The 18,777-nt window shown below is 71.3% G+C and carries 15 protein-coding genes; 7 read left to right on the forward strand and 8 right to left on the reverse strand.

Going from position 1 to position 18,777, the window contains the following annotated elements:
- Positions 1-21: 21 nt before the first annotated feature.
- Complete coding sequence (locus tag ACFZDL_RS23145) at positions 22-519, reverse strand: hypothetical protein (protein ID WP_353592242.1); 498 nt, start codon at positions 517-519, stop codon at positions 22-24.
- A 48-nt stretch (positions 520-567) separates the two neighbouring features.
- Positions 568-1,896, reverse strand: a complete 1,329-nt coding sequence (gene fahA / locus ACFZDL_RS23150) for a fumarylacetoacetase (protein WP_353592243.1) — start codon at positions 1,894-1,896, stop codon at positions 568-570.
- Positions 1,897-2,124: 228 nt separating this feature from the next.
- Here fahA and ACFZDL_RS23155 point away from each other — a divergent pair, with 228 nt between their 5' ends.
- The 6 genes from ACFZDL_RS23155 to ACFZDL_RS23180 all read left to right on the forward strand — a co-directional run bounded on the left by ACFZDL_RS23155 (position 2,125) and on the right by ACFZDL_RS23180 (position 9,571).
- Positions 2,125-3,381 carry an ATP-grasp domain-containing protein gene (locus tag ACFZDL_RS23155; RefSeq protein WP_353592244.1) on the forward strand — a complete coding sequence of 419 codons (1,257 nt, stop codon included), beginning with the start codon at positions 2,125-2,127 and terminating at the stop codon, positions 3,379-3,381.
- Between the two features lie 39 nt (positions 3,382-3,420).
- Positions 3,421-4,623: an FAD-dependent oxidoreductase gene (locus ACFZDL_RS23160; protein WP_353592245.1), complete on the forward strand. Its 1,203-nt coding sequence runs from the start codon at positions 3,421-3,423 to the stop codon at positions 4,621-4,623.
- Positions 4,624-4,919: 296 nt separating this feature from the next.
- Positions 4,920-5,930: a polyprenyl synthetase family protein gene (locus ACFZDL_RS23165; RefSeq protein ID WP_353592246.1), complete on the forward strand. Its 1,011-nt coding sequence runs from the start codon at positions 4,920-4,922 to the stop codon at positions 5,928-5,930.
- Positions 5,931-6,185: 255 nt separating this feature from the next.
- Positions 6,186-7,394 (forward strand): DUF2092 domain-containing protein, encoded by a 1,209-nt coding sequence (locus tag ACFZDL_RS23170; protein ID WP_353592247.1) that lies wholly within the window; start codon positions 6,186-6,188, stop codon positions 7,392-7,394.
- Between the two features lie 22 nt (positions 7,395-7,416).
- Positions 7,417-8,532 carry an ABC transporter ATP-binding protein gene (locus ACFZDL_RS23175; protein ID WP_353592248.1) on the forward strand — a complete coding sequence of 372 codons (1,116 nt, stop codon included), beginning with the start codon at positions 7,417-7,419 and terminating at the stop codon, positions 8,530-8,532.
- Between the two features lie 145 nt (positions 8,533-8,677).
- On the forward strand, positions 8,678-9,571 hold the full coding sequence (locus ACFZDL_RS23180) for an ABC transporter permease (protein ID WP_353592427.1): 894 nt from the start codon (positions 8,678-8,680) through the stop codon (positions 9,569-9,571).
- Positions 9,572-9,660: 89 nt separating this feature from the next.
- Here the strand turns inward: ACFZDL_RS23180 and ACFZDL_RS23185 are convergent, their stop codons facing one another.
- The 3 genes from ACFZDL_RS23185 to ACFZDL_RS23195 all read right to left on the reverse strand — a co-directional run bounded on the left by ACFZDL_RS23185 (position 9,661) and on the right by ACFZDL_RS23195 (position 12,915).
- Positions 9,661-10,647, reverse strand: coding sequence for a M28 family metallopeptidase (locus tag ACFZDL_RS23185; protein WP_353592249.1), 987 nt, complete (start codon positions 10,645-10,647; stop codon positions 9,661-9,663).
- A gap of 308 nt (positions 10,648-10,955) precedes the next feature.
- Complete coding sequence (gene rarD / locus ACFZDL_RS23190; RefSeq protein WP_353592250.1) at positions 10,956-11,951, reverse strand: EamA family transporter RarD; 996 nt, start codon at positions 11,949-11,951, stop codon at positions 10,956-10,958.
- Positions 11,952-12,057: 106 nt separating this feature from the next.
- Positions 12,058-12,915 carry an SDR family oxidoreductase gene (locus ACFZDL_RS23195; protein ID WP_353592251.1) on the reverse strand — a complete coding sequence of 286 codons (858 nt, stop codon included), beginning with the start codon at positions 12,913-12,915 and terminating at the stop codon, positions 12,058-12,060.
- A gap of 131 nt (positions 12,916-13,046) precedes the next feature.
- On the opposite strand from ACFZDL_RS23195, the gene ACFZDL_RS23200 reads away from it, so the two are divergent.
- A complete protein-coding gene (locus ACFZDL_RS23200; protein WP_353592428.1) occupies positions 13,047-13,466 on the forward strand; it encodes a helix-turn-helix domain-containing protein in 420 nt (139 codons plus the stop codon).
- On the opposite strand, the gene ACFZDL_RS23205 is transcribed toward ACFZDL_RS23200, so the two are convergent.
- The 3 genes from ACFZDL_RS23205 to ACFZDL_RS23215 all read right to left on the reverse strand — a co-directional run bounded on the left by ACFZDL_RS23205 (position 13,414) and on the right by ACFZDL_RS23215 (position 18,559).
- Complete coding sequence (locus ACFZDL_RS23205) at positions 13,414-15,393, reverse strand: APC family permease (RefSeq protein WP_353592252.1); 1,980 nt, start codon at positions 15,391-15,393, stop codon at positions 13,414-13,416. The two genes, ACFZDL_RS23200 and ACFZDL_RS23205, sit on opposite strands and share 53 nt — an antisense overlap.
- Positions 15,394-15,504: 111 nt before the next feature.
- Entirely contained in the window at positions 15,505-16,614 is a 1,110-nt protein-coding gene (locus ACFZDL_RS23210; protein WP_353592253.1) for a 2-oxoacid:ferredoxin oxidoreductase subunit beta, read from the reverse strand.
- Complete coding sequence (locus ACFZDL_RS23215) at positions 16,607-18,559, reverse strand: 2-oxoacid:acceptor oxidoreductase subunit alpha (protein WP_353592254.1); 1,953 nt, start codon at positions 18,557-18,559, stop codon at positions 16,607-16,609. The genes ACFZDL_RS23210 and ACFZDL_RS23215 overlap by 8 nt, the downstream gene beginning before the upstream one ends.
- Positions 18,560-18,777: the final 218 nt, after the last annotated feature.

Consider the following 18,777-nt stretch of genomic DNA (forward strand, 5'->3'; position numbering starts at 1 on the left):
GACGGCGTTTCCGGCCTTGGGTCAGCCGCCGGTGACGCCGCCCACGCTCTCCAGCCCGGGGATGTCGGTCGGGAAGTTGGTCGGGATGTCGGCGGGGGTGGTCACCTTGGTGAAGGTGTCGTTCATGCCGGCGTCCCAGCTGACCGAGAGGGTCTTGCCGTCCGCGCTCGCCTTCACCGAGCCCATGGTGCGGTCGGTGTTGCCGTCGGCGCACTTGAGCATCAGCATCTTGTTGCCCATGTCGGCGTACTCGCCGGTGCAGGTGTGCTTGCCCGCGACCAGGGCCGCCGTCTTGCCCTTGATGGAGAGGATCAACGCCTCGCCGTCGGCCTTCGCCACATAGGCGCCCGACACCTCGCCGCCCGCGCCCCCCTCCGCAGGGGCGCTCGACTGCTCGCTCGACGGGGCCTTCTTCGAGGCCTCCGGCTTGTCGCCGCCGTCGTCGCTGTCGCTGCCGCATCCGGTCATCAGCAGGGCGGCCGCGGCCACCGCACCGGCGATGCGCACTGCCTTGATCACGCGCTTACTCCTCGGTCGTGGGACAGGAACACGACAACCTAACAGTGTTCACGGCACGGACGGGGCGACACGGCCGGTCACTTCCCCCAGTGCGACCCGGTTGTTACCCGGGCCCGGGGCCCAGGCGGTGAGGGTCACCTCGTCGCCGTCCTCCAGGAACGTCCGCTCGCCGTCGGGCAGTCGCAGCGGGTCGCGGCCCGACCAGGTCAACTCCAGCAGGCAGCCGCGCTGATGCTGCTCCGGGCCGCTGACCGTGCCGGAGGCGAAGAGGTCGCCGGTGCGCAGCGAGGCCCCGTTGACCGTCATGTGCGCGAGCTGCTGGGCGGCCGTCCAGTACATGGCCGCGAAGGGCGGATGGGAGACGGGGTGGCCGTTGATGGCGACCTCGATGCGCAGATCGAGCCCGCCCGGCTCGGCGGACGCGGCGGTCCCGGCCGTCCCGGAGGTCTCGGCGGCGGAGTCGTCGAGGTAGGGGAGGAGCGGGACGTCGCGGGTGGGCGGGCTGACACGGGCGGCGGCGAGGGCGTCCAGCGGGGTGATCCAGGCGGCCACGGAGGTGGCGAAGGACTTTCCGAGGAAGGGGCCGAGGGGGCGGTACTCCCAGCTCTGGATGTCGCGGGCGGACCAGTCGTTGAGCAGGCAGACGCCGAAGACGTGGTCGTGGAACCCGGAGAGCGGCAGCGGTGTATTCAAAGGTGAAGGGGCACCGACGACGAAGGCGACCTCCGCCTCGAAGTCGAGCCGGCGCGTGGGGCCGAACGGGGGGAGTGGGGAATGGCCGGGGCTGGGCTGATCAGAGGTGGGCTGATCAGAGGTGGCTTGATCAGAGGTGGGTTGAGCGGCGGGCGGCCGGAGTTGGCCGCGGGGGCGTACGACGGGCGTGCCGGAGACCACGACCGTGCCCGCGCGCCCGTGGTAGCCGATGGGCATGTGCTTCCAGTTGGGGGTGAGCGGCCCGCCGTCCGGCCGGAAGATCCTGCCCACATTGGAGGCGTGGTGCTCGCTGGCATAGAAGTCGACGTAGTCGGCGACGTCGAAGGGCAGATGGAGTGTGACGGTGGTGAGGGGGTGCAGAAGGGGCTCGACGGTGGACCGGTGCGCCGATTCGGTCAGCCAGGCGCGCAGCTCCTCTCGTACGGCCTGCCAGACCGGACGGCCCGCGGCCATCAGCGGGTTGAGCGTCGGATGACCGAGCAGCGCGGCGTGCGGGGAGCCGGCGGCGGTCGCGGCGGCGCCCGCGTCCAGGACGTGGTCGCCGTAGCGGACCCCGATGCGCCGCAGGTCAGGGGCGTCGGGGGTGGTGAAGACGCCATAGGGGAGGTTGTGCGGGCCGAAGGGATCGTCATGGGGCAAGTCGAGCGGGCTCAGTGGGGGCATGGGAGTGCCTCGCCTTCTCGTCGTCACTGGGGGTCGCCGGGATCGCCGGGATCACCGGGCCACACCCTACGGGGGCGGCCGAGCGGAGGGAGGACTGTACCGACTACCACCTAAAGAGCTGGCAATGTCCGGATAGTTCTTGCTGTGGTGGTCAATCCCCCAGTAGCGTCCTTGAGCGGGTCACGCACAGTGGGGGGGCCACTGCGCCGCGGTGACCGAGGGGGGCTCGTGGCGAGCAGTGACGTGCCGTTCGCGGTGGACCGCGCGGTGCCCGGTCTGATCGTGAAGATCGGCGACTACCCGCTGCACCACGGGGGCGTCGGCGCCATCAGGTCCCTTGGCCGCCTGGGCATCCCCATGTACGCCGTCACCGAGGACCGTCTGACCCCGGCCGCGCTCTCGCGCTATCTGGAGCGGGCCTTCGTCTGGCCGACCACCGGCAAGGAGCGGCCGGAGCGGCTGCTGGAGGGGCTGCTGCGGATCGGGCGGGCGATCCGGCGGCCGGCCGTCCTGCTGCCGACGGACGAGGAGGCGGCGGTGCTGATCGCCGAGCACGCCGACACCCTCGCCGGGGAGGGCCGTTTCCTGTTCCCGCGCGCGGAACCGGGGCTGCCCAGGCGGCTGGCCAGCAAGCAGGGGCTGTACGAGCTGTGTCTGGACCACGGCGTGCCCACCCCGTCCGCGGCGTTCCCCGATTCGTACGCCGCCGTCAAGGAGTTCGCGGCGACCGCGCGCTTCCCGGTGGTCGCCAAGAACCGGGAGGCGTTCGAGCGGCGCAGGAGGCCCGCGGTCGGCGGCACCACGCGGATCTCCGGGCCGCGCGAGCTGCTGGCGCTGGCGGCCGGATGGGGGCCGCGGCCCGGGGTGATCCTGCAGGAGTATCTGCCGCGCCAGGACGCCGAGGACTGGATCGTGCACGCCTACTTCGACGCGGAGAGCACACCGCTGGCGATGTTCACCGGCGTCAAGGTGCGGTCCTGGCCGCCCCACGCGGGGATGACGGCCTGCGCCTACGTGGTGGACAACCCCGAACTGGCCGAGATGGCGGCCCTGTTCGTCAAGCGGATCGGCTTCTCCGGGATCGTCGATCTGGACTGGCGCTTCGACCGGCGGGACGGGCGGTACAAACTGCTTGACTTCAACCCCCGGATGGGCGCGCAGTTCCGGCTCTTCGAGAGCGAGGCGGGGGTCGATGTGGTGCGCGCCCAGCACCTGGACCTGACGGGGCGCAAGGTCCCGGAGGCCGATCAGCTCGCGGACCGGCGGTTCGTCGTGGAGAACATCGACCTGCCCGCGCTGCTCGCCTACCGCCGCAGCGGATACACCACGCCGCACGCGCCCGCCCGCGCGAGCGGGACCGAGCTGGCGTGGGCCGCGCCCGACGACATGAAGCCGTTCTTCACGATGCTGGCGCGCTGTGTACGGCCCGGCGCGGTCCACCTGTACCAGCGGTGGCGCGCCGCGAGAGCGTCGCGCCACGAGTAAGTCGCGCCACGAGTGAGTGATGTCTGGGGGAGGGGACTCATGAACGATCCGGTAGTGGTCATCGGGGCCGGTCCGTACGGGCTGTCGGCGGCCGCCCATCTGCGTGAGCGCGGCCTGCCGGTCCGCGTCTTCGGGACACCGATGGTGAGCTGGCGTGAGCACATGCCGGCCGGGATGCTGCTCAAATCCACCCCGGCGGCCTCGAACATCGACGCCCCGCAGGTGGGACACACCCTGCTCGACTTCTGCCGCGCGGAGGGCGGCAAGCGCTATGAGTCGGACTGGGACATCATCCCCGTCGAGACCTTCGCGCGGTACGGACTGTGGTTCCAGGAGCGGCTGGTGCCGGAGCTGGAGCAGGTGCGGGTGGTGTCGGTCGATCGGCGGGGCGGCCGCTTCGAGCTCAAGCTGGACTCGGGGGAGCAGTTCGCCGCGCGCGCCGTGGTGGTCGCCAGCGGGCTGAGCGGGCTCGCCCATCTGCCCGCCGAGTTCGCCGCCGCAGTCCCCGGCGGCCCCTCTCCCACCGGGCCCGTCTCGCACAGCTCACAACACCGCGACCTGGGGCGTTTCGCCGGGCGCGAGGTGGTGGTGGCCGGGGCCGGGCAGTCGGCGCTGGAGTCCGCGGTGCTGCTGGCCGAGGCGGGCGCCGCGGCGGTGCGGGTGGTGGCACGGGGGCGGCGCGCGGTCGCCTTCGGCGCGCCGCCGGACCGTCAGCCGAGGCTGCGCCCCGAGTCGCCCTTCGGCCGCGCCTGGTCGCTGTACGCGCTCTCGTACCACGCCGCGGCGTTCAGGCGGCTGCCCGCACCGGTCCGGCGGTATCTGGTCCGCGCGGTGCTGGGGCCGCTGGGCGCCTGGTGGCTGCGGGAGCGCTTCGCGGGGCGGGTGCAGGTCACACAGGGGCAGCGGATCACCCGGGTGGAGGTGGAGAGCGGCGGGCGCGTGGCGCTCTCCCTGCGCGGCGGCGGGCGCGCCGGTGAGCTGGCCGCGGACCATGTGATGGCCGCGACCGGATACCGGATGAATGTGGCGGCGCTGGGCTTTCTCGGGCCGGAGCTGAGGGCCGAGGTGGTGACCAGGGCCGGAGGGCCATGGCTGGACGCGGGCTATGGCTCCTCAGTGCCGGGCCTGTACTTCACCGGCCTGCCCTCGGCGGCGAGCTTCGGCCCGGTCATGCGGTTCGTCTGCGGCACCGCGTACGCCTCGCCCCGGCTGGCGAAGGCGGTGGCGCTGGCCCATGGGTGACGGTGTGGCTGTCGGCGGCGTCAGTCGCTGACGGCACGCCGATCACGGACTGACCGACTGTTGATCAGTGATCGACCCACAGTCGATCACCGAATGATCGGGGACCTGAGCAGGTTTGATCTGCCGGTGAACGCGGAGAATGTCGTGGGGAGCCGGTCGGCGGAGCGCCGGAAGTGATAGCTCGCACAAGGCGGGAAGGCGCCCATGGTGATCGCCAGCCGACCGGATACGCTGCCTTTAGTGGAGACAGCGACACATCGACATTGCGTGTGACCGCAGGCAGACAGGAGTACCCCGTGAGCGTCGTCGGGCCCTTCGGGCTGAGCGTGCGGGACCGGACTCTGGAAGCCGACACCCAGGCCGGGCTGACAGCCGTCGAAGAGGGCCTGCTGGAGGCCACGAAGAGCGACGTGCCGTTCATCACCGAGGCCGCCCAGCATCTGATGCGGGCGGGCGGCAAGCGGTTCCGGCCGCTGCTGGTGCTGCTGGCCGCGCAGTTCGGCGACCCGTACGCGCCGGGGGTGGTGCCCTCCGCGGTCGTCGTCGAGCTGACGCACCTGGCGACGCTCTACCACGACGACGTCATGGACGAGGCGGACGTCCGCCGCGGTGTGGCCAGCGCCAACGCCCGTTGGGGCAATTCGGTGGCGGTGCTCACCGGCGACTTCCTGTTCGCCCGCGCCTCGCACATCCTGGCCGACCTGGGCCCGGAGGCGGTGCGGATCCAGGCCGAGGCGTTCGAGCGGCTGGTGACCGGGCAGATCCTGGAGACGGCGGGGCCGAGGGACGGCCGCGACCCGATCGAGCACTACCTGGACGTGCTCCAGGGCAAGACCGGCTCGCTGGTCGCCGTCTCCGGGCGGTTCGGCGCGATGATGTCGGGGGCCGACGAGTCCGTCGTCAGCATCCTCACCCAGTACGGCGAGCGGCTGGGCATCGCCTTCCAGCTGGCCGACGACGTACTGGACATCGCCAGCGACAGCCATGAGTCGGGCAAGACCCCCGGCACCGACCTGCGGGAGGGCATCGCCACCCTCCCCGTGCTCCATCTGCGGGCGCAGGCCGAGGCGTCCGGCTCGGCCGAGGACCGCGAGCTGTGCGAGCTGCTGGCCGGAGACCTCAGCGACGACGGGCTCCACAGCGAGGTGCTGCGGCGGCTGCGCGCCCACCCGGCGCTGGAGCAGGCCCGCCAGGACACCCTGCGCTATGCGGCGGAGGCCCGCGCGATGCTGGCGCCGCTGCCCGAGGGGCCGGCGAAGGCCGCGCTCGAGGGGCTGTGCGACGCGGTGGTGCACCGGGCCGGCTGACCGCCGCCCGCCGCCGTCCGCGCCCTCGTCCTCCGGCTTCCGCGGCTCAGACTTCCGGCTTCCGCGGCTCAGACCTGCGGCGCATCGGGCTCCTACCTCAGGGGTACTCAGAGGTGATGCTGTCGGCTGACGCGCCATGACGGTCGATTTGGTGGGATTGAGGGACCACCACATGGCGGTATCGGGTGACAATGGCCCGAGAGGTGGACGAGTGCGAGGCTGACAACCGCCGCCGACGACGGAGGTAGAGCACATATGGCACGGATCCGACCGACACAGGTCGCCGACGACGGTTTCTGGGACGAGGACCCACCGAAGGGGCGCCGCAAAGCCGTCCGGTACGCCGCCCCGGTGGCGGTGGCCGGCATCGCGGCGGCGACGATAGGGCTGGTACCGGCCCTCGCCAGCACCGGAGCCCCTGATCTGCCGAAGATCACGGCAGAGGAGCTGATCAGCAAGATCGCCGCATCGGACACCGAGCAGCTGTCCGGCTCGGTGAAGGTCACGACCGACCTGGGCATACCGTCCCTGCCCGGAGGCGTCTCGCTCGGCGACCTCGCGGGCGAGCAGCAGGGGGACGGCGGCGCCTCGCCGGAGTCGAAGCTCGCCGAGCTCGTGTCCGGCACCCACACCCTGCGGGTGGCCGCCGACGGACCGGAGCGGCAGCGGGTCTCGATCATCGAGAAGGCCGCCGAGTACAGCGTCATCCACAATGGCGACGAGGTGTGGGCGTACAACAGCGCCGACAACTCGGTTTACCACGCCAAGTCCCCCGAGAAGGCGGCCAAGGGCGACCACCGGCGGGACGTGCCCGAGGACCTGAGCGGCCTCACCCCGCGGGAGGCCGCCAAGAAGGCGCTCGCCGCCGTGGACGACACGACCCAGGTCAAGGTCGACGGCACCGCGCGGGTCGCCGGACGGGACGCCTACCAGCTGCTGATACGTCCCAAGCAGAACGATTCAACGGTCGGCTCCATCCGTATCGCCGTGGACGCGCACACCTGGACCCCGCTCAAGTTCACCCTGGAGCCCAAGAGCGGTGGCAAGGCGGCGATCGACGTGGCCTTCACTCAGGTGGACTTCGGCAAGCCCAAGGCGAGCACTTTCAGTTTCACCCCGCCCAAGGGCGCCAAGGTCACCGAGGAGAGCGGCGCCGAGCACAAGGCCAAGGCCAAGGGCGCGGACAAGAGCCTGCGCGAGCTGTCCGGGCTGAACGTGGTCGGCAAGGGCTGGGACTCGGTGGCACGGCTGGACCTCCCCGGCGGCCTGCCCGCCAGCGCGAGCGGCGGGGGCGGGCCCAGCGAGTTCCTGGGCAGCCTGGGCAAGAAGGTCAAGGGGGACTTCGGCTCGGGCACGGTGCTCAGCACCCGCCTGGTCAACGCCTTGATCACCGATGACGGCAAGGTCTTCGTCGGCGCGGTCGACAAGAGCGCCCTGATCGACGCCGCTGACGCGGCCAAGTGACCGCCTGACGAAGGGGGAGCCCGTGGAGGAGCCGTCCGCCGAGGACATGGCCGGGGCGCCGACCGCCCGCGCGGTGACCGCCGCCCCGGCGGGCGCCGGGGCGTACGCGGGGCCGGATGCCGGGACGGACGCCGGACCCGGCACCGGGCCCGGCGCGGTGGCCGACGGCGCGGCCGGCGCGGCGGTGGAGACCCGCGGGCTCACCAAACGCTACCGAGGCGGACAGCTCGCGGTCGACGGGCTGGATCTGACCGTGCCGCGCGGCAGCGTCTTCGGCTTCCTCGGGCCCAACGGCTCGGGGAAGACGACGACCATCCGCATGCTCATGGGCCTGATCGAGCCGACCGCGGGAAGAGCCCGGGTGCTCGGCGCGCCCATGCCGGGCGCCGCCCGCAGCGTGCTGCCCAGGGTCGGGGCCCTCATCGAGGGCCCCGCCCTGTATCCCTTCCTGACCGGCCGCGACAATCTGGTCCGCTTCGACGCCGCCGACCCCACCGCGGATCCGGGCACCCGGGCCGCGCGGGTCTCGGCCGCCCTGGAGCGGGTGGGCCTGACGGCCGCGGCGCGCAAGAAGGCCCGCGCGTACTCCCTCGGCATGAAACAGCGCCTGGGCCTGGCCGCGGCGCTCCTCCAGCCGCGGGAACTCCTCGTTCTCGACGAGCCGACGAACGGCCTCGACCCGCAGGGCATGCGGGAGATCCGCGCGCTGGTGCGCGAGCTGGCCGAGGACGGCACCACCGTCTTTCTCTCCTCCCACCTCCTCGACGAGATCGAACAGGTGTGCACTCATGCGGCGGTCATGGCCCAGGGCAGGCTCATCGCCCAGGGCACCGTCGCCGAACTGGCGGCCGGCAGCCGCGGCCGGCTGTCCGTCACCACCCCGGACCCCGCGGACGCGGTCCGCGTCCTGAAGGAGCACGGGGTGACGGACATCGCGGTCCTGGACGAGCGCGTCACGGGGGAGCTGCCCCCGGCCGGGCCCACCTCCGGCGAGGGCGCCCCGCCGCTCGACCTCGCGGATCTCAACGCCGCCCTCGTACGCGCCGGGGTGCGGGTCCGGGGCTTCGGGGCCGAGCGGGCCTCGCTGGAGGACGCCTTTGTCGCGCTGACCGGGGAGGGCTTCGATGTCGCAGGCTGAGACGAGCGGGGCCGAAGTGAACAGGGCCGAAGCGAGCGGGGCCGAGGTGAGCGGAGCCGAGGTGAGCGGGGCCGAAGCGAACGGGGCCGAAGCGAGCGGAGCCGAGGTGAGCGGAGCCGAGGTGGGCCGGGGCGCGGGCTCGGGCATGGCGAAGGCGCGCGGCCCGGCCGGGGCGCCGGCCCGGCGGCCGAGCCCGCTGTGGACCCTGGCCCTGTTCCGCAGCGAGCTGGGCACCACCTTCCGCCGCTGGCGGACCATCGCCCTGCTCGGCGTGCTCGCGGCCATCCCGGTCCTCACCGGGATCGCGGTGAAGGTCGAGACACGCGACGGAGGCTCGTTCGGCGGGGGGCACGGCGGAGACGGTCAGGGCCCCGCCTTCTTCTCCCAGATCACCAACAACGGCATCTTCCTGGTCTTCGCGTCGCTGGCGGCGACCCTGCCCGTCTTCCTGCCAATGGCCATCGGCGTGATCGCCGGTGACTCCATCGCGGGCGAGGCGGGCTCGGGGACGCTGCGCTATCTCCTGGTCGCCCCGGCCGGGCGGACCCGGCTCCTGCTCGCCAAGTTCACCACGGTGATGGCCTTCTGCCTGGTCGCCACGGGTGTGGTGGCCGCCGCCGGACTGGCGACCGGGGCGCTGCTCTTCCCGCTCGGCGATGTCACGCTGATCTCGGGGACCACCGTCTCGTTCACGGACGGACTGCTCCGGGTGCTGGCGGTGGCGGGCGTCGTGGCGTTCTCCCTCATCGGCGTCGCGACGGTGGGCCTGTTCATCTCCACCCTCACCAACAGCGGGATCGCGGCCATGGCGGCGACCGTCGGGCTGCTGGTCACCGTGCAGATCCTGGACACCATCCCGCAGTTGCACGCGATCCAGCCGTATCTGTTCCCGCATTACTGGCTGTCCTTCGCGGACGTCCTCCGGGACCCGGTCTACTGGGACCAGCTCATCAAGAACTTCGAGTTGCAGGCCCTTTACGTGGCGGTGTTCGGCTCGGCCGCCTGGGCGCGGTTCACCGCGAGGGACATCACGGTCTGAGCCGGACCCCTCACCGAGGGGCGGACGGCCGCGGCGGCCGCGGGTGGTGACACCTCGCGACCGCCGCCCAGCTGTCAGCCGCCCAGCTGTCAGCTGCTGAGGGTCCAGATCGCGTAGGCGATGGCGTCGGTGTTGCGGTCGAGCGCGGTGTCGTTGATGTTGCTCGAGGTGTCGCAGGACCGGTGGTAGCAGCGGTCGAACGCCTGGCCGGAGGTGCCGCCCCACTTCTGCGCCTGGGCGGCGGTCTTGGTGTAGTCGGCGCCGCTGAACAGCCCGCCCACCGGCACGCCCACGTTCTTGAACGGCGCGTGGTCGGAGCGCCCGTCGCCCTCCGTCTCGATCTCGGTGGGCACGCCCTTGGCCGCGAAGAAGTCCTTGAACACGGACTCGATGCGCGCGTCGTCGTCGTAGACGAAGTAGCCCGGGTTGGGCGAGCCGATCATGTCGAAGTTGAGATACGCGTCGATCTTCGCGCGATTCGCGGTCGACAGGTTGTTCACGTAGTACCGGGAGCCCACCATCCCCAGCTCCTCGGCGCCCCACCAGGCGAACCGCAGATGCTTCGCGGGCTGCAGCCCCGCCCTGGAGACGGCGAGCGCGGTCTCCAGGACCCCCGCGGAGCCCGAGCCGTTGTCGTTGATGCCGGGGCCGGCGCTGACGGAGTCCAGGTGGGCGCCCGAGAACACCACGTTGTCGGTGTCGCCGCCGGGCCAGTCGGCGATGAGGTTGTAGCCGGTGGCGCCGCCGGAGGTGAACTGCTGCACGGTGGTGGTGAACCCGGCCGCGTCGAGCTTGGCCTTGATGTAGTCGAGCGAGGCCTTGTAACCGGGGCGGCCATGGGCGCGGTTGCCGCTGTTGGCGGTGGCTATGGACTGCAGCTGGCTCAGGTGGGCCTTGACATTGGCGACGGGGATGTCGGGCGCGGCGAGGGCGGCCGCGGCCGCCGGGGCCGGCGCCGGGCCGGCCGGTGACAGCGGGGCGGCGGGCGCCGCCGTGGCCAGGGCCGCGACGACCGCACCGGCCGCCGTCGCGGCGGTGGCGGCCCGGCGTATCAAGGATCTTCGGGATGACGACATGGGGGGCTCCGAATTCCGAACGAGGACAGGACGGAATGAACGTGACGCTGAGTGGTGCACGCACCCGTGGGACGGGGGGAGCGCTGAAGAGGTGGCACGGTGGGGCAGTGGCACGTGGGGTGCGGAGTGTCGCAAAGGCAGATGCTCCGGGTCGGGCTGACGCCGCGTCAAGGGCATAAACCGGACACCGGCCGCCGCATATCGATCCCGCACACCCTTTCGAGGGTGGTGCCCGTCGGTCCTCAGCCGGTCTTCAACCGGTCCTCAGCGGGTTTGCGGCAGGTCCTCAGCCCGTCCTCAGCCCTTCCTCAGCCGAGGACGGGGTCCTCGGTCGCCGCGTCTCCGTTGTACGCCGTCGCCGCGGCGGCCCGCGCCGCGGCCTCGCGCAGCTGGGTCCGCGCCCGGCGGGCGGTGCGCAGCGCGTCCCAGGTGAGCAGGGCCAGCGCGAGCCATACGAGGGAGAAGCCCGCCCACCGCTCGGGCGGCATGGACTCGTGGAAGACGACGACGCCGAGCCCGAACTGGAAGATCGGGGCGATGTACTGCAGCATCCCGATCGTCGACAGCGGCAGCCGTACGGCCGCCGTGCCGAAGCAGATCAGCGGCAGGGCGGTGATCAGCCCGCTGCTCGCCAGCAGCGCCGAGTGTCCGGCGCCCTCGCTGCCGAAGGTGCTGTCGCCGCGCGCGGTCAGGAAGATCACGAAGCCGAGCGCGGGCAGGAACTGGACCGCGGTCTCGGCGGCGAGCGACTCCAGCCCACCCAGGCCGATCCGCTTCTTGGCCAGGCCGTAGGTGGCGAAGGAGAACGCGAGCGTGAGCGCGATCCAGGGCAGTGAGCCGTAGCCGATCGACAGGACGGCCACGGCCGCCACGCCGACGCCGACCGCCGCCCACTGCACCGGCCGCAGCCGCTCGCGCAGCAGCAGAACGCCGAAGCCGATGCTGACCAGGGGGTTGATGAAGTATCCGAGCGAGGTCTCGACGACGTGGCCGCTGTTGACGCCCCAGATGTACAGGCCCCAGTTGACGGAGATGACGGCCGCGGCGACCGCGACCAGCCCCAGGCGCGCGGGCTGCCGCAGCAGCGGAGGTATCCAGGACCAGCGGCGCAGTACGAGCAGGACGAGGATGACGGCCACCAGCGACCACACCATGCGGTGGGCGAGGATCTCGACGGCCCCGGCGGGCTCCAGCAGCGGCCAGAAGAGGGGGACCAGGCCCCACATGCCGTAGGCGGCGAGGCCGTAGGGGAGTCCGCTGCGCTGCTGCTGGCTCTGCGGCTTCACATGTCCTCCCGGCGGCATGACGACCTGTCGAAGGTAGCGCCGAAGCGGCCCGCCTGTCATTTACGTATCGCCATACGGTCATGACAGGCGGGCCGCCGTGCCGGGCGCCCGGGGTTTGGGGTGCTCAGCCCTTGAGGGCCGCCGCGATCGAGTCCGCGATGGGCGTGGTCGGCCGGCCGATGAGGCGCGAGAGATCGCCGGGCGTACCGGCCAGCAGGCCGCGGGAGATCGCGGCGTCGACGTCCACCAGGATCTCGGCCAGCGGCTCGGGAAGGCCGGCGCCGGTCAGGATGGTCTTGTGGGTCTCGGGCGGCACCGGGCCGTACGCGATCTCCTTGCCGGTCTGCTTGGCGATCTCGGCGGCGTACTCCTCGAAGCTCCAGGCGGTGTCGCCGCTGAGCTCGTAGGCCTTGCCCTCGTGGCCCTCGCCGGTCAGCACCTCGACGGCGGCGGCCGCGTAGTCGGCGCGCGCGGCGGAGGCGACACGGCCGCCGCCCGCGCTGCCGACGACGGCGCCGTGCTCCAGCACGGGGGCCAGCTGCTCGGTGTAGTTCTCGTTGTACCAGCCGTTGCGCAGCAGGACGTACGGCAGGCCGGAGGCCTGAACGGCCTGCTCGGTGACCTTGTGCTCATCGGCCAGGGCGAAGTCGGCCGCGGGGCCGCCGAGGACGCTGGTGTACGCGAGCAGGGCGACACCCGCCTCCTTGGCGGCGTCGATGACGGCCTGGTGCTGCGGTACGCGCTGTCCGACCTCGCTGCCGGAGATCAGCAGCACCTTGTCGCCGGCGGCGAAGGCGCCCTGAAGGGTCTCCGGCCGGCCGTAGTCGGCGATGCGCAGCCGCACGCCGCGCGCCGCGAGGTCGGCCGCCTTGTCGGCGTTCCGCACCACCGCCACGACCTGGTCGGCGGGGACCTTCTCCAGCAGACCCTCGATGACGAGGCGGCCGAGGTGGCCGGTGGCTCCGGTGACGACGATGCTCATGCCCGTTTTCTCGCTTTCATCCTCTTGGTCTCGGTCTGTGAGCCACCCTAGTTGTTGGCGCTAACCATTTGAAAGTACCCACTTTGAAGTAAGCTACTGTTATGGCAGTGAGCGACAAGGTCACCGGCGCGATGCAGGGCCCGCTGATAGGCACCCGCGAGGTCGCCACATGCCCGGCGCGTCTGGTGCTGGAGCATGTCACCAGCCGCTGGGGCGTCCTCGTCCTCGGCGTGCTGCTGGGCGGCACGCACCGGTTCAGCGAGGTGCGGCGCGCGATCGGCGGCGTCAGCGAGAAGATGCTGACGCAGACCCTTCAAACCCTGGAGCGGGACGGCTTTGTGCACCGCGAGGCCCACCCCGTCATTCCGCCGCATGTGGACTATTCGCTGACCGAACTCGGCGAGGAGGCGGCCCGGCGGGTGTGGGCCCTGGCGGAATGGACGGACGAGAAGATCCCGGAGGTCATGGCCGCCCGGGAGGCGTACGACGCCGCCAAGGTCACTCGGGCTGCGGCCGGCGCCCGGCCTTCAGGGCGCGCACGGCCCGTGTGACATCGAAGGGCAGGATCGTCACCGCGACGCTCGGCAGATGCTCGAGGGCCCTGGCCAGCGACTCCGCGGTGCCCCGGTGCAGCAGCCTGCTCAGCGCGGTGGTGTAGGTGTGGCGCGGCACCAGCAGCGTCAGCGCTGTCTCCCCGTCCTCGATCGTCCGGGCCGCCTGCTCGACCGCGGCCGGGTGCAGCTTCCGGTCCGGACACTCCACGACCTCCAGTGCGATCGAGGTGTCTGCCAGGGCCTCCCACTTCGCCATCAGCCGTCGGGCCTGCGCCTCGTCGATCATGAAGTGCACGGCGCGGACGTCGTCGGCCCTCAGCTCCTGCGCGTACCGCAGCGCCTTGACCGTCGCCAGGTCGAGGTTCTCGACGAGGACATGGACGACATGGCGCCGCCAGCGCGGCCGGCCGACGCCGAGCCGGGGCGCCGCCTCCAGGGCCGCCGCCTCGGCGCGGTACTCGCGGTTGATCCGGATCAGCGCCCAGACCCCGAGCGGGAAGACCACCACCACCAGCCAGGCGCCCTCGGTGAACTTGGTGATGGCGAAGATCAGCACCACCGCCGCCGAGACGACCGCGGCCGCGGCGTTGGCGGCGATCCTCCAGAACCGACCCGGTTCGCTGCGGCGCAGATGATAGGCCGTCAATCCGGAGCCGGCCATGGTGAAGGCGGTGAACACACCGATCGCGTACAGCGCCACCAGCCGGTCGACGCTCGCATTGGTGACGATCAGCAGCGCGAGGGCGATCACGGCCAGCGAGACGATGCCGTTGGAGAACGCGAGCCGGTGGCCGCGCCGGGTCAGCCGCCGGGGCAGAAAGCGGTCCTCGGCGACAAAGCTGGCCAGGTAGGGAAAGCCGGTGAAGGGAGTGTTGGCGCCGGTGTAGAGGATGAGCACGGTCGCCAGCTGGACGAAGGCCAGCCCGGCGGCGCCGGGCCAGCCGCCGCCGAAGACCAGGTGCGCCTCCTGCGCGAGCACGGTCGGGGTGCCGTCCCGGTAGGGCGTGGCATGGGTGAAGTGGGCGAGCGCCGAGACGCCGAGCACGAGGGTGCCGAGGATGCAGCTCATCGTGATGAGCGTGCGGCGGGCGTTGCGGCCCTGGGGTTCACGGAAGACGGAGACGCCGTTGGAGATCGCTTCCAGGCCGGTGAGCGAGGAGCCGCCGTTGGCGAAGGAGCGCAGCACGATGAAGAGCGAGGCGCCGTAGAGCCAGCCGCTGCCGGGCTGCCCCACGTCCACGGCGCCGGGGGCGTGCACAGCGGCGTGCGGCAACTCGCCGCTGACGCCGCGGATCACCCCGATCACCAGCATCAGGCCGACGGCCGCGATGAACAGATAGGCGGGCACCGCGAAGACCCGCCCGGCCTCGCGCACCCCGCGCAGATTGCCGTACGCCAGGATCAGCACCACGCCGATGGTGATGGGCAGTTGGAGGCGGTCGATACCGGTCCACTGACCGCCGATGAGATGGGCCCACGAGATGATCGCGTTGGTGCCGGCCGAGGCCTGCACGGCGACGGTGACGATGTAGTCGACCAGCAGCGCGACGGAGGCGATCTGGGCGATGTCCGGGCCGAAGTTCTCACGGGCGACGATGTACGAGCCGCCGGCCCGGGTGTAGATCGTCACCACATCGCTGTAGCTGAGCGTGACCAGCACCAGGACCAGGAGGATCGCCCCGGTCACCGGGAGGAGGAGGGTGAAGGCCGCCACCCCGACCACCGGCACCAGGATGCGCAGCATCTCCTCGCTGCCGTACGCGGTCGAGGAGATGCAGTCCGAGGCGAGCACGCCGAGCGCGGTGGGGTTGTTGAGCTTCTCTCTCTCGATGCGCTCGGTGACCAGCGGCGGGCCGAGCAGCCGCCGTTTGACGTGGTAGATGATGCGGTCGCGGGGCGGGAGCAGTTCGGCGGGGTCGGCCATGGGCCCTATCAGAGCGGGTGCCCGCCCGGGGCGCCGTCAGACGCTCCGGGCAGGCACCCGCCCGCGTACGTACGCACTCACCCTTACGGGTGGGCGCGGTGGCCCGCCGGGTCAGCCGACGACGGTCCAGGTGTCGTGGCCGGCGAGCAGGGCGCCGAGGTCGCCCTTGCCCTTCTGCTCCACGGCGGCCTCGAGCTGGGTGGCCATCTCGGTGTCGTAGACCGGGCGGGTGACATTGCGCAGCACCCCGATGGGGGTGTGGTGCAGCGTGTCGGGGTCGGCGAGGCGGGTCAGCGCGAAGGCGGTGGTGGGCGAGGCGGCGTGCGCATCGTGGACCAGCACCCGCTCGGTGCCCTCCCGGGTCACATCGATGACCCTGAGGTCGCCGGTGGCCGGGTCGCGGACGACGCCCTTGGAGCCGAGGCCGTCCCCGCCGTCCTCCTCGCTGAACGGCGCGCCGAAGCGGATCGGCCTGCCGTGCTCGAGGCGGATGACGGCCTCCAGCGCCTGGTCCCTGTCCTTGAGGACCTCGAAGGCGCCGTCGTTGAAGATGTTGCAGTTCTGGTAGATCTCCACCAGCGCGGTGCCCGGGTGGGCGGCCGCCTCCCGCAGCACCTGGGTGAGGTGCTTGCGGTCGGAGTCCACCGTGCGGGCCACGAACCCGGCCTCGGCGCCCAGCGCGAGCGAGAGGGGGTTGAAGGGCGCGTCGAGCGAGCCCATCGGCGTGGACTTGGTGATCTTGCCGACCTCGGAGGTCGGGCTGTACTGGCCCTTGGTGAGGCCGTAGATCCGGTTGTTGAACAGCAGGATCTTCACGTTGACGTTGCGGCGCAGCGCGTGGATCAGGTGGTTGCCGCCGATGGAGAGCGCGTCGCCGTCACCGGTGACCACCCAGACCGACAGATCGCGGCGCGAGGCGGCAAGGCCCGTGGCGATGGCGGGGGCACGGCCGTGGATCGAGTGCATCCCGTAGGTGTTCATGTAGTACGGGAAGCGGGAGGAGCAGCCGATGCCGGAGACGAAGACGATGTTCTCCTTCGCCAGGCCGAGTTCGGGCATGAAGCCCTGGACGGCGGCGAGGACCGCGTAGTCGCCGCAGCCGGGGCACCAGCGCACTTCCTGGTCGGACTTGAAGTCCTTCATGGTCTGCTTGGTGGCGGCCTTCGGCACCAGCGAAAGCGCGTCGACGGAGGAGAGCCCTTCCGCGATCGTCTCAGTCATCGATGGCCTCCTTAAGGGCCGTCGCAAGCTGCTCGGCCTTGAATGGCAGCCCCCGCACCTGGGTGAAGGAGCGGGTGTCGACCAGATACCTGGCGCGGAGCAGGGTGGCGAGCTGACCGAGGTTCATCTCGGGCACGACCACCTTGTCGTAGCGGGCCAGCACCGCGCCGAGGTTCGCCGGGAAGGGGTTGAGATGGCGCAGATGGGCCTGGGCGACGGAGTCTCCGGCGGCGCGGACCCGGCGCACGGCGGCGGTGATCGGCCCATAGGTCGAACCCCAGCCCAGCACCAGCGTGCGGGCGTCGCCGGTGGGGTCGTCCACCGTGATGTCCGGCACCTCGATGCCGTCGACCTTGGCCTGCCGGGTGCGCACCATGTGGTCGTGGTTGGCCGGGTCGTAGGAGATGTTGCCGGTGCCGTCCTGCTTCTCGATGCCGCCGATGCGGTGCTCGAGGCCGGGGGTGCCGGGCACCGCCCAGGGCCGGGCGAGCGTCTCGGGGTCGCGCTTGTACGGCCAGAAGACCTCGGAGCCGTCCGCCAGGGTGTGGTTGGGGCCGCTGGCGAACCGGACCCGCAGATCCGGCAGGTCCTCCAGTTCCGGCACCCGCCACGGCTCCGACCCGTTGGCCAGGTAGCCGTCGGAGAGCAGGAAGACGGGGGTGCGGTAGGTCAGCGCGATCCGCACCGCGTCCAGCGCCGCGTCGAAGCAGTCCGCCGGGGTCATGGGGGCCACGATCGGCACCGGGGCCTCGCCGTTGCGCCCGTACATCGCCTGCAGCAGATCGGCCTGTTCGGTTTTGGTGGGCAGGCCGGTGGACGGACCGCCGCGCTGGATGTCGACCACGACCAGCGGCAACTCCAGGCTGACCGCGAGCCCGATGGTCTCCGACTTGAGCGCCACGCCCGGACCGGAGGTGGTGGTCACCGCGAGGGCACCGCCGAAGGCGGCGCCCAGCGCCGCGCCGATGCCCGCGATCTCGTCCTCGGCCTGGAAGGTGCGCACGCCGAAGTTCTTGTGCCGGGACAGCTCATGCAGGATGTCCGAGGCGGGCGTGATCGGGTACGAGCCCAGGAACAGCGGCAGATCCGCCTGGTGCGAGGCCGCGACCAGACCGTACGACAGCGCCAGATTGCCGGAGATGTTGCGGTATGTCCCCGGGGGGAACGCGGAGGAGGCGGGCGCCACCTCGTAGGAGACCGCGAAGTCCTCCGTCGTCTCGCCGAAGTTCCAGCCGGCCCGGAAAGCCGCCACGTTCGCCTCGGCGATCTGCGGCTTCTTGGCGAACTTCTGGCGCAGGAACTTCTCGGTGCCCTCGGTCGGGCGGTGGTACATCCAGGACAGCAGGCCGAGCGCGAACATGTTCTTGCTGCGCTCCGCCTCCTTGCGGGACAGCCCGAACCCCTTGAGCGCCTCGACGGTCAGCGTCGTCAGCGGCACGGGGTGGACGTTGTACCCGTCCAGCGAACCGTCCTCGAGCGGGCTCTGGTCGTAGCCGACCCTGGCCATCGGGCGCTTGGTGAACTCGTCGGTGTTGACGATGATCTCGGCGCCACGCGGCACATCGCCCAGATTGGCCTTCAGTGCGGCCGGGTTCATCGCCACCAGCACGTTCGGCGCGTCTCCCGGGGTGAGGATGTCGTGATCGGCGAAGTGCAGCTGGAAGCTCGAGACGCCGGGGAGGGTGCCGGCGGGAGCCCGGATCTCGGCCGGGAAGTTGGGCAGCGTGGACAAGTCATTGCCGAATGACGCCGTCTCCGAGGTGAACCGGTCACCCGTGAGCTGCATACCGTCGCCCGAGTCACCCGCGAACCGGATGATCACCCGGTCCAGACGGCGGACCTCTTTGCCACCGTCCGACGCTCGCTGTCCCCCGACGAGCGTCTGCCCGTCCTGCTGATCGGCTGGTTCGGCCTGCTCGGCCGGGCTACTGACCTGGCTGGTCACTGATTCGGACCTCCCTTGAGGCGGCGCTCGTGGACATCGGTGCCGACCGGTTGTCCCATGGCCATCGTACGTCGGTAAGGGTCGCCTTCCCTGACCGGATCGCATAATGGACGCCCTGACACCGCCCCGTTATGTGGTGAATTGCCATGCTCTGCATGCGCCCCCGTGCTCATGTCGAGCGATCCTCCCCTTGAGGTCTTTGGTTTTACGACCACTAG

Source organism: Streptomyces sp. NPDC007917, assembly GCF_042959105.1.
Classification (GTDB): domain Bacteria; phylum Actinomycetota; class Actinomycetes; order Streptomycetales; family Streptomycetaceae; genus Streptomyces.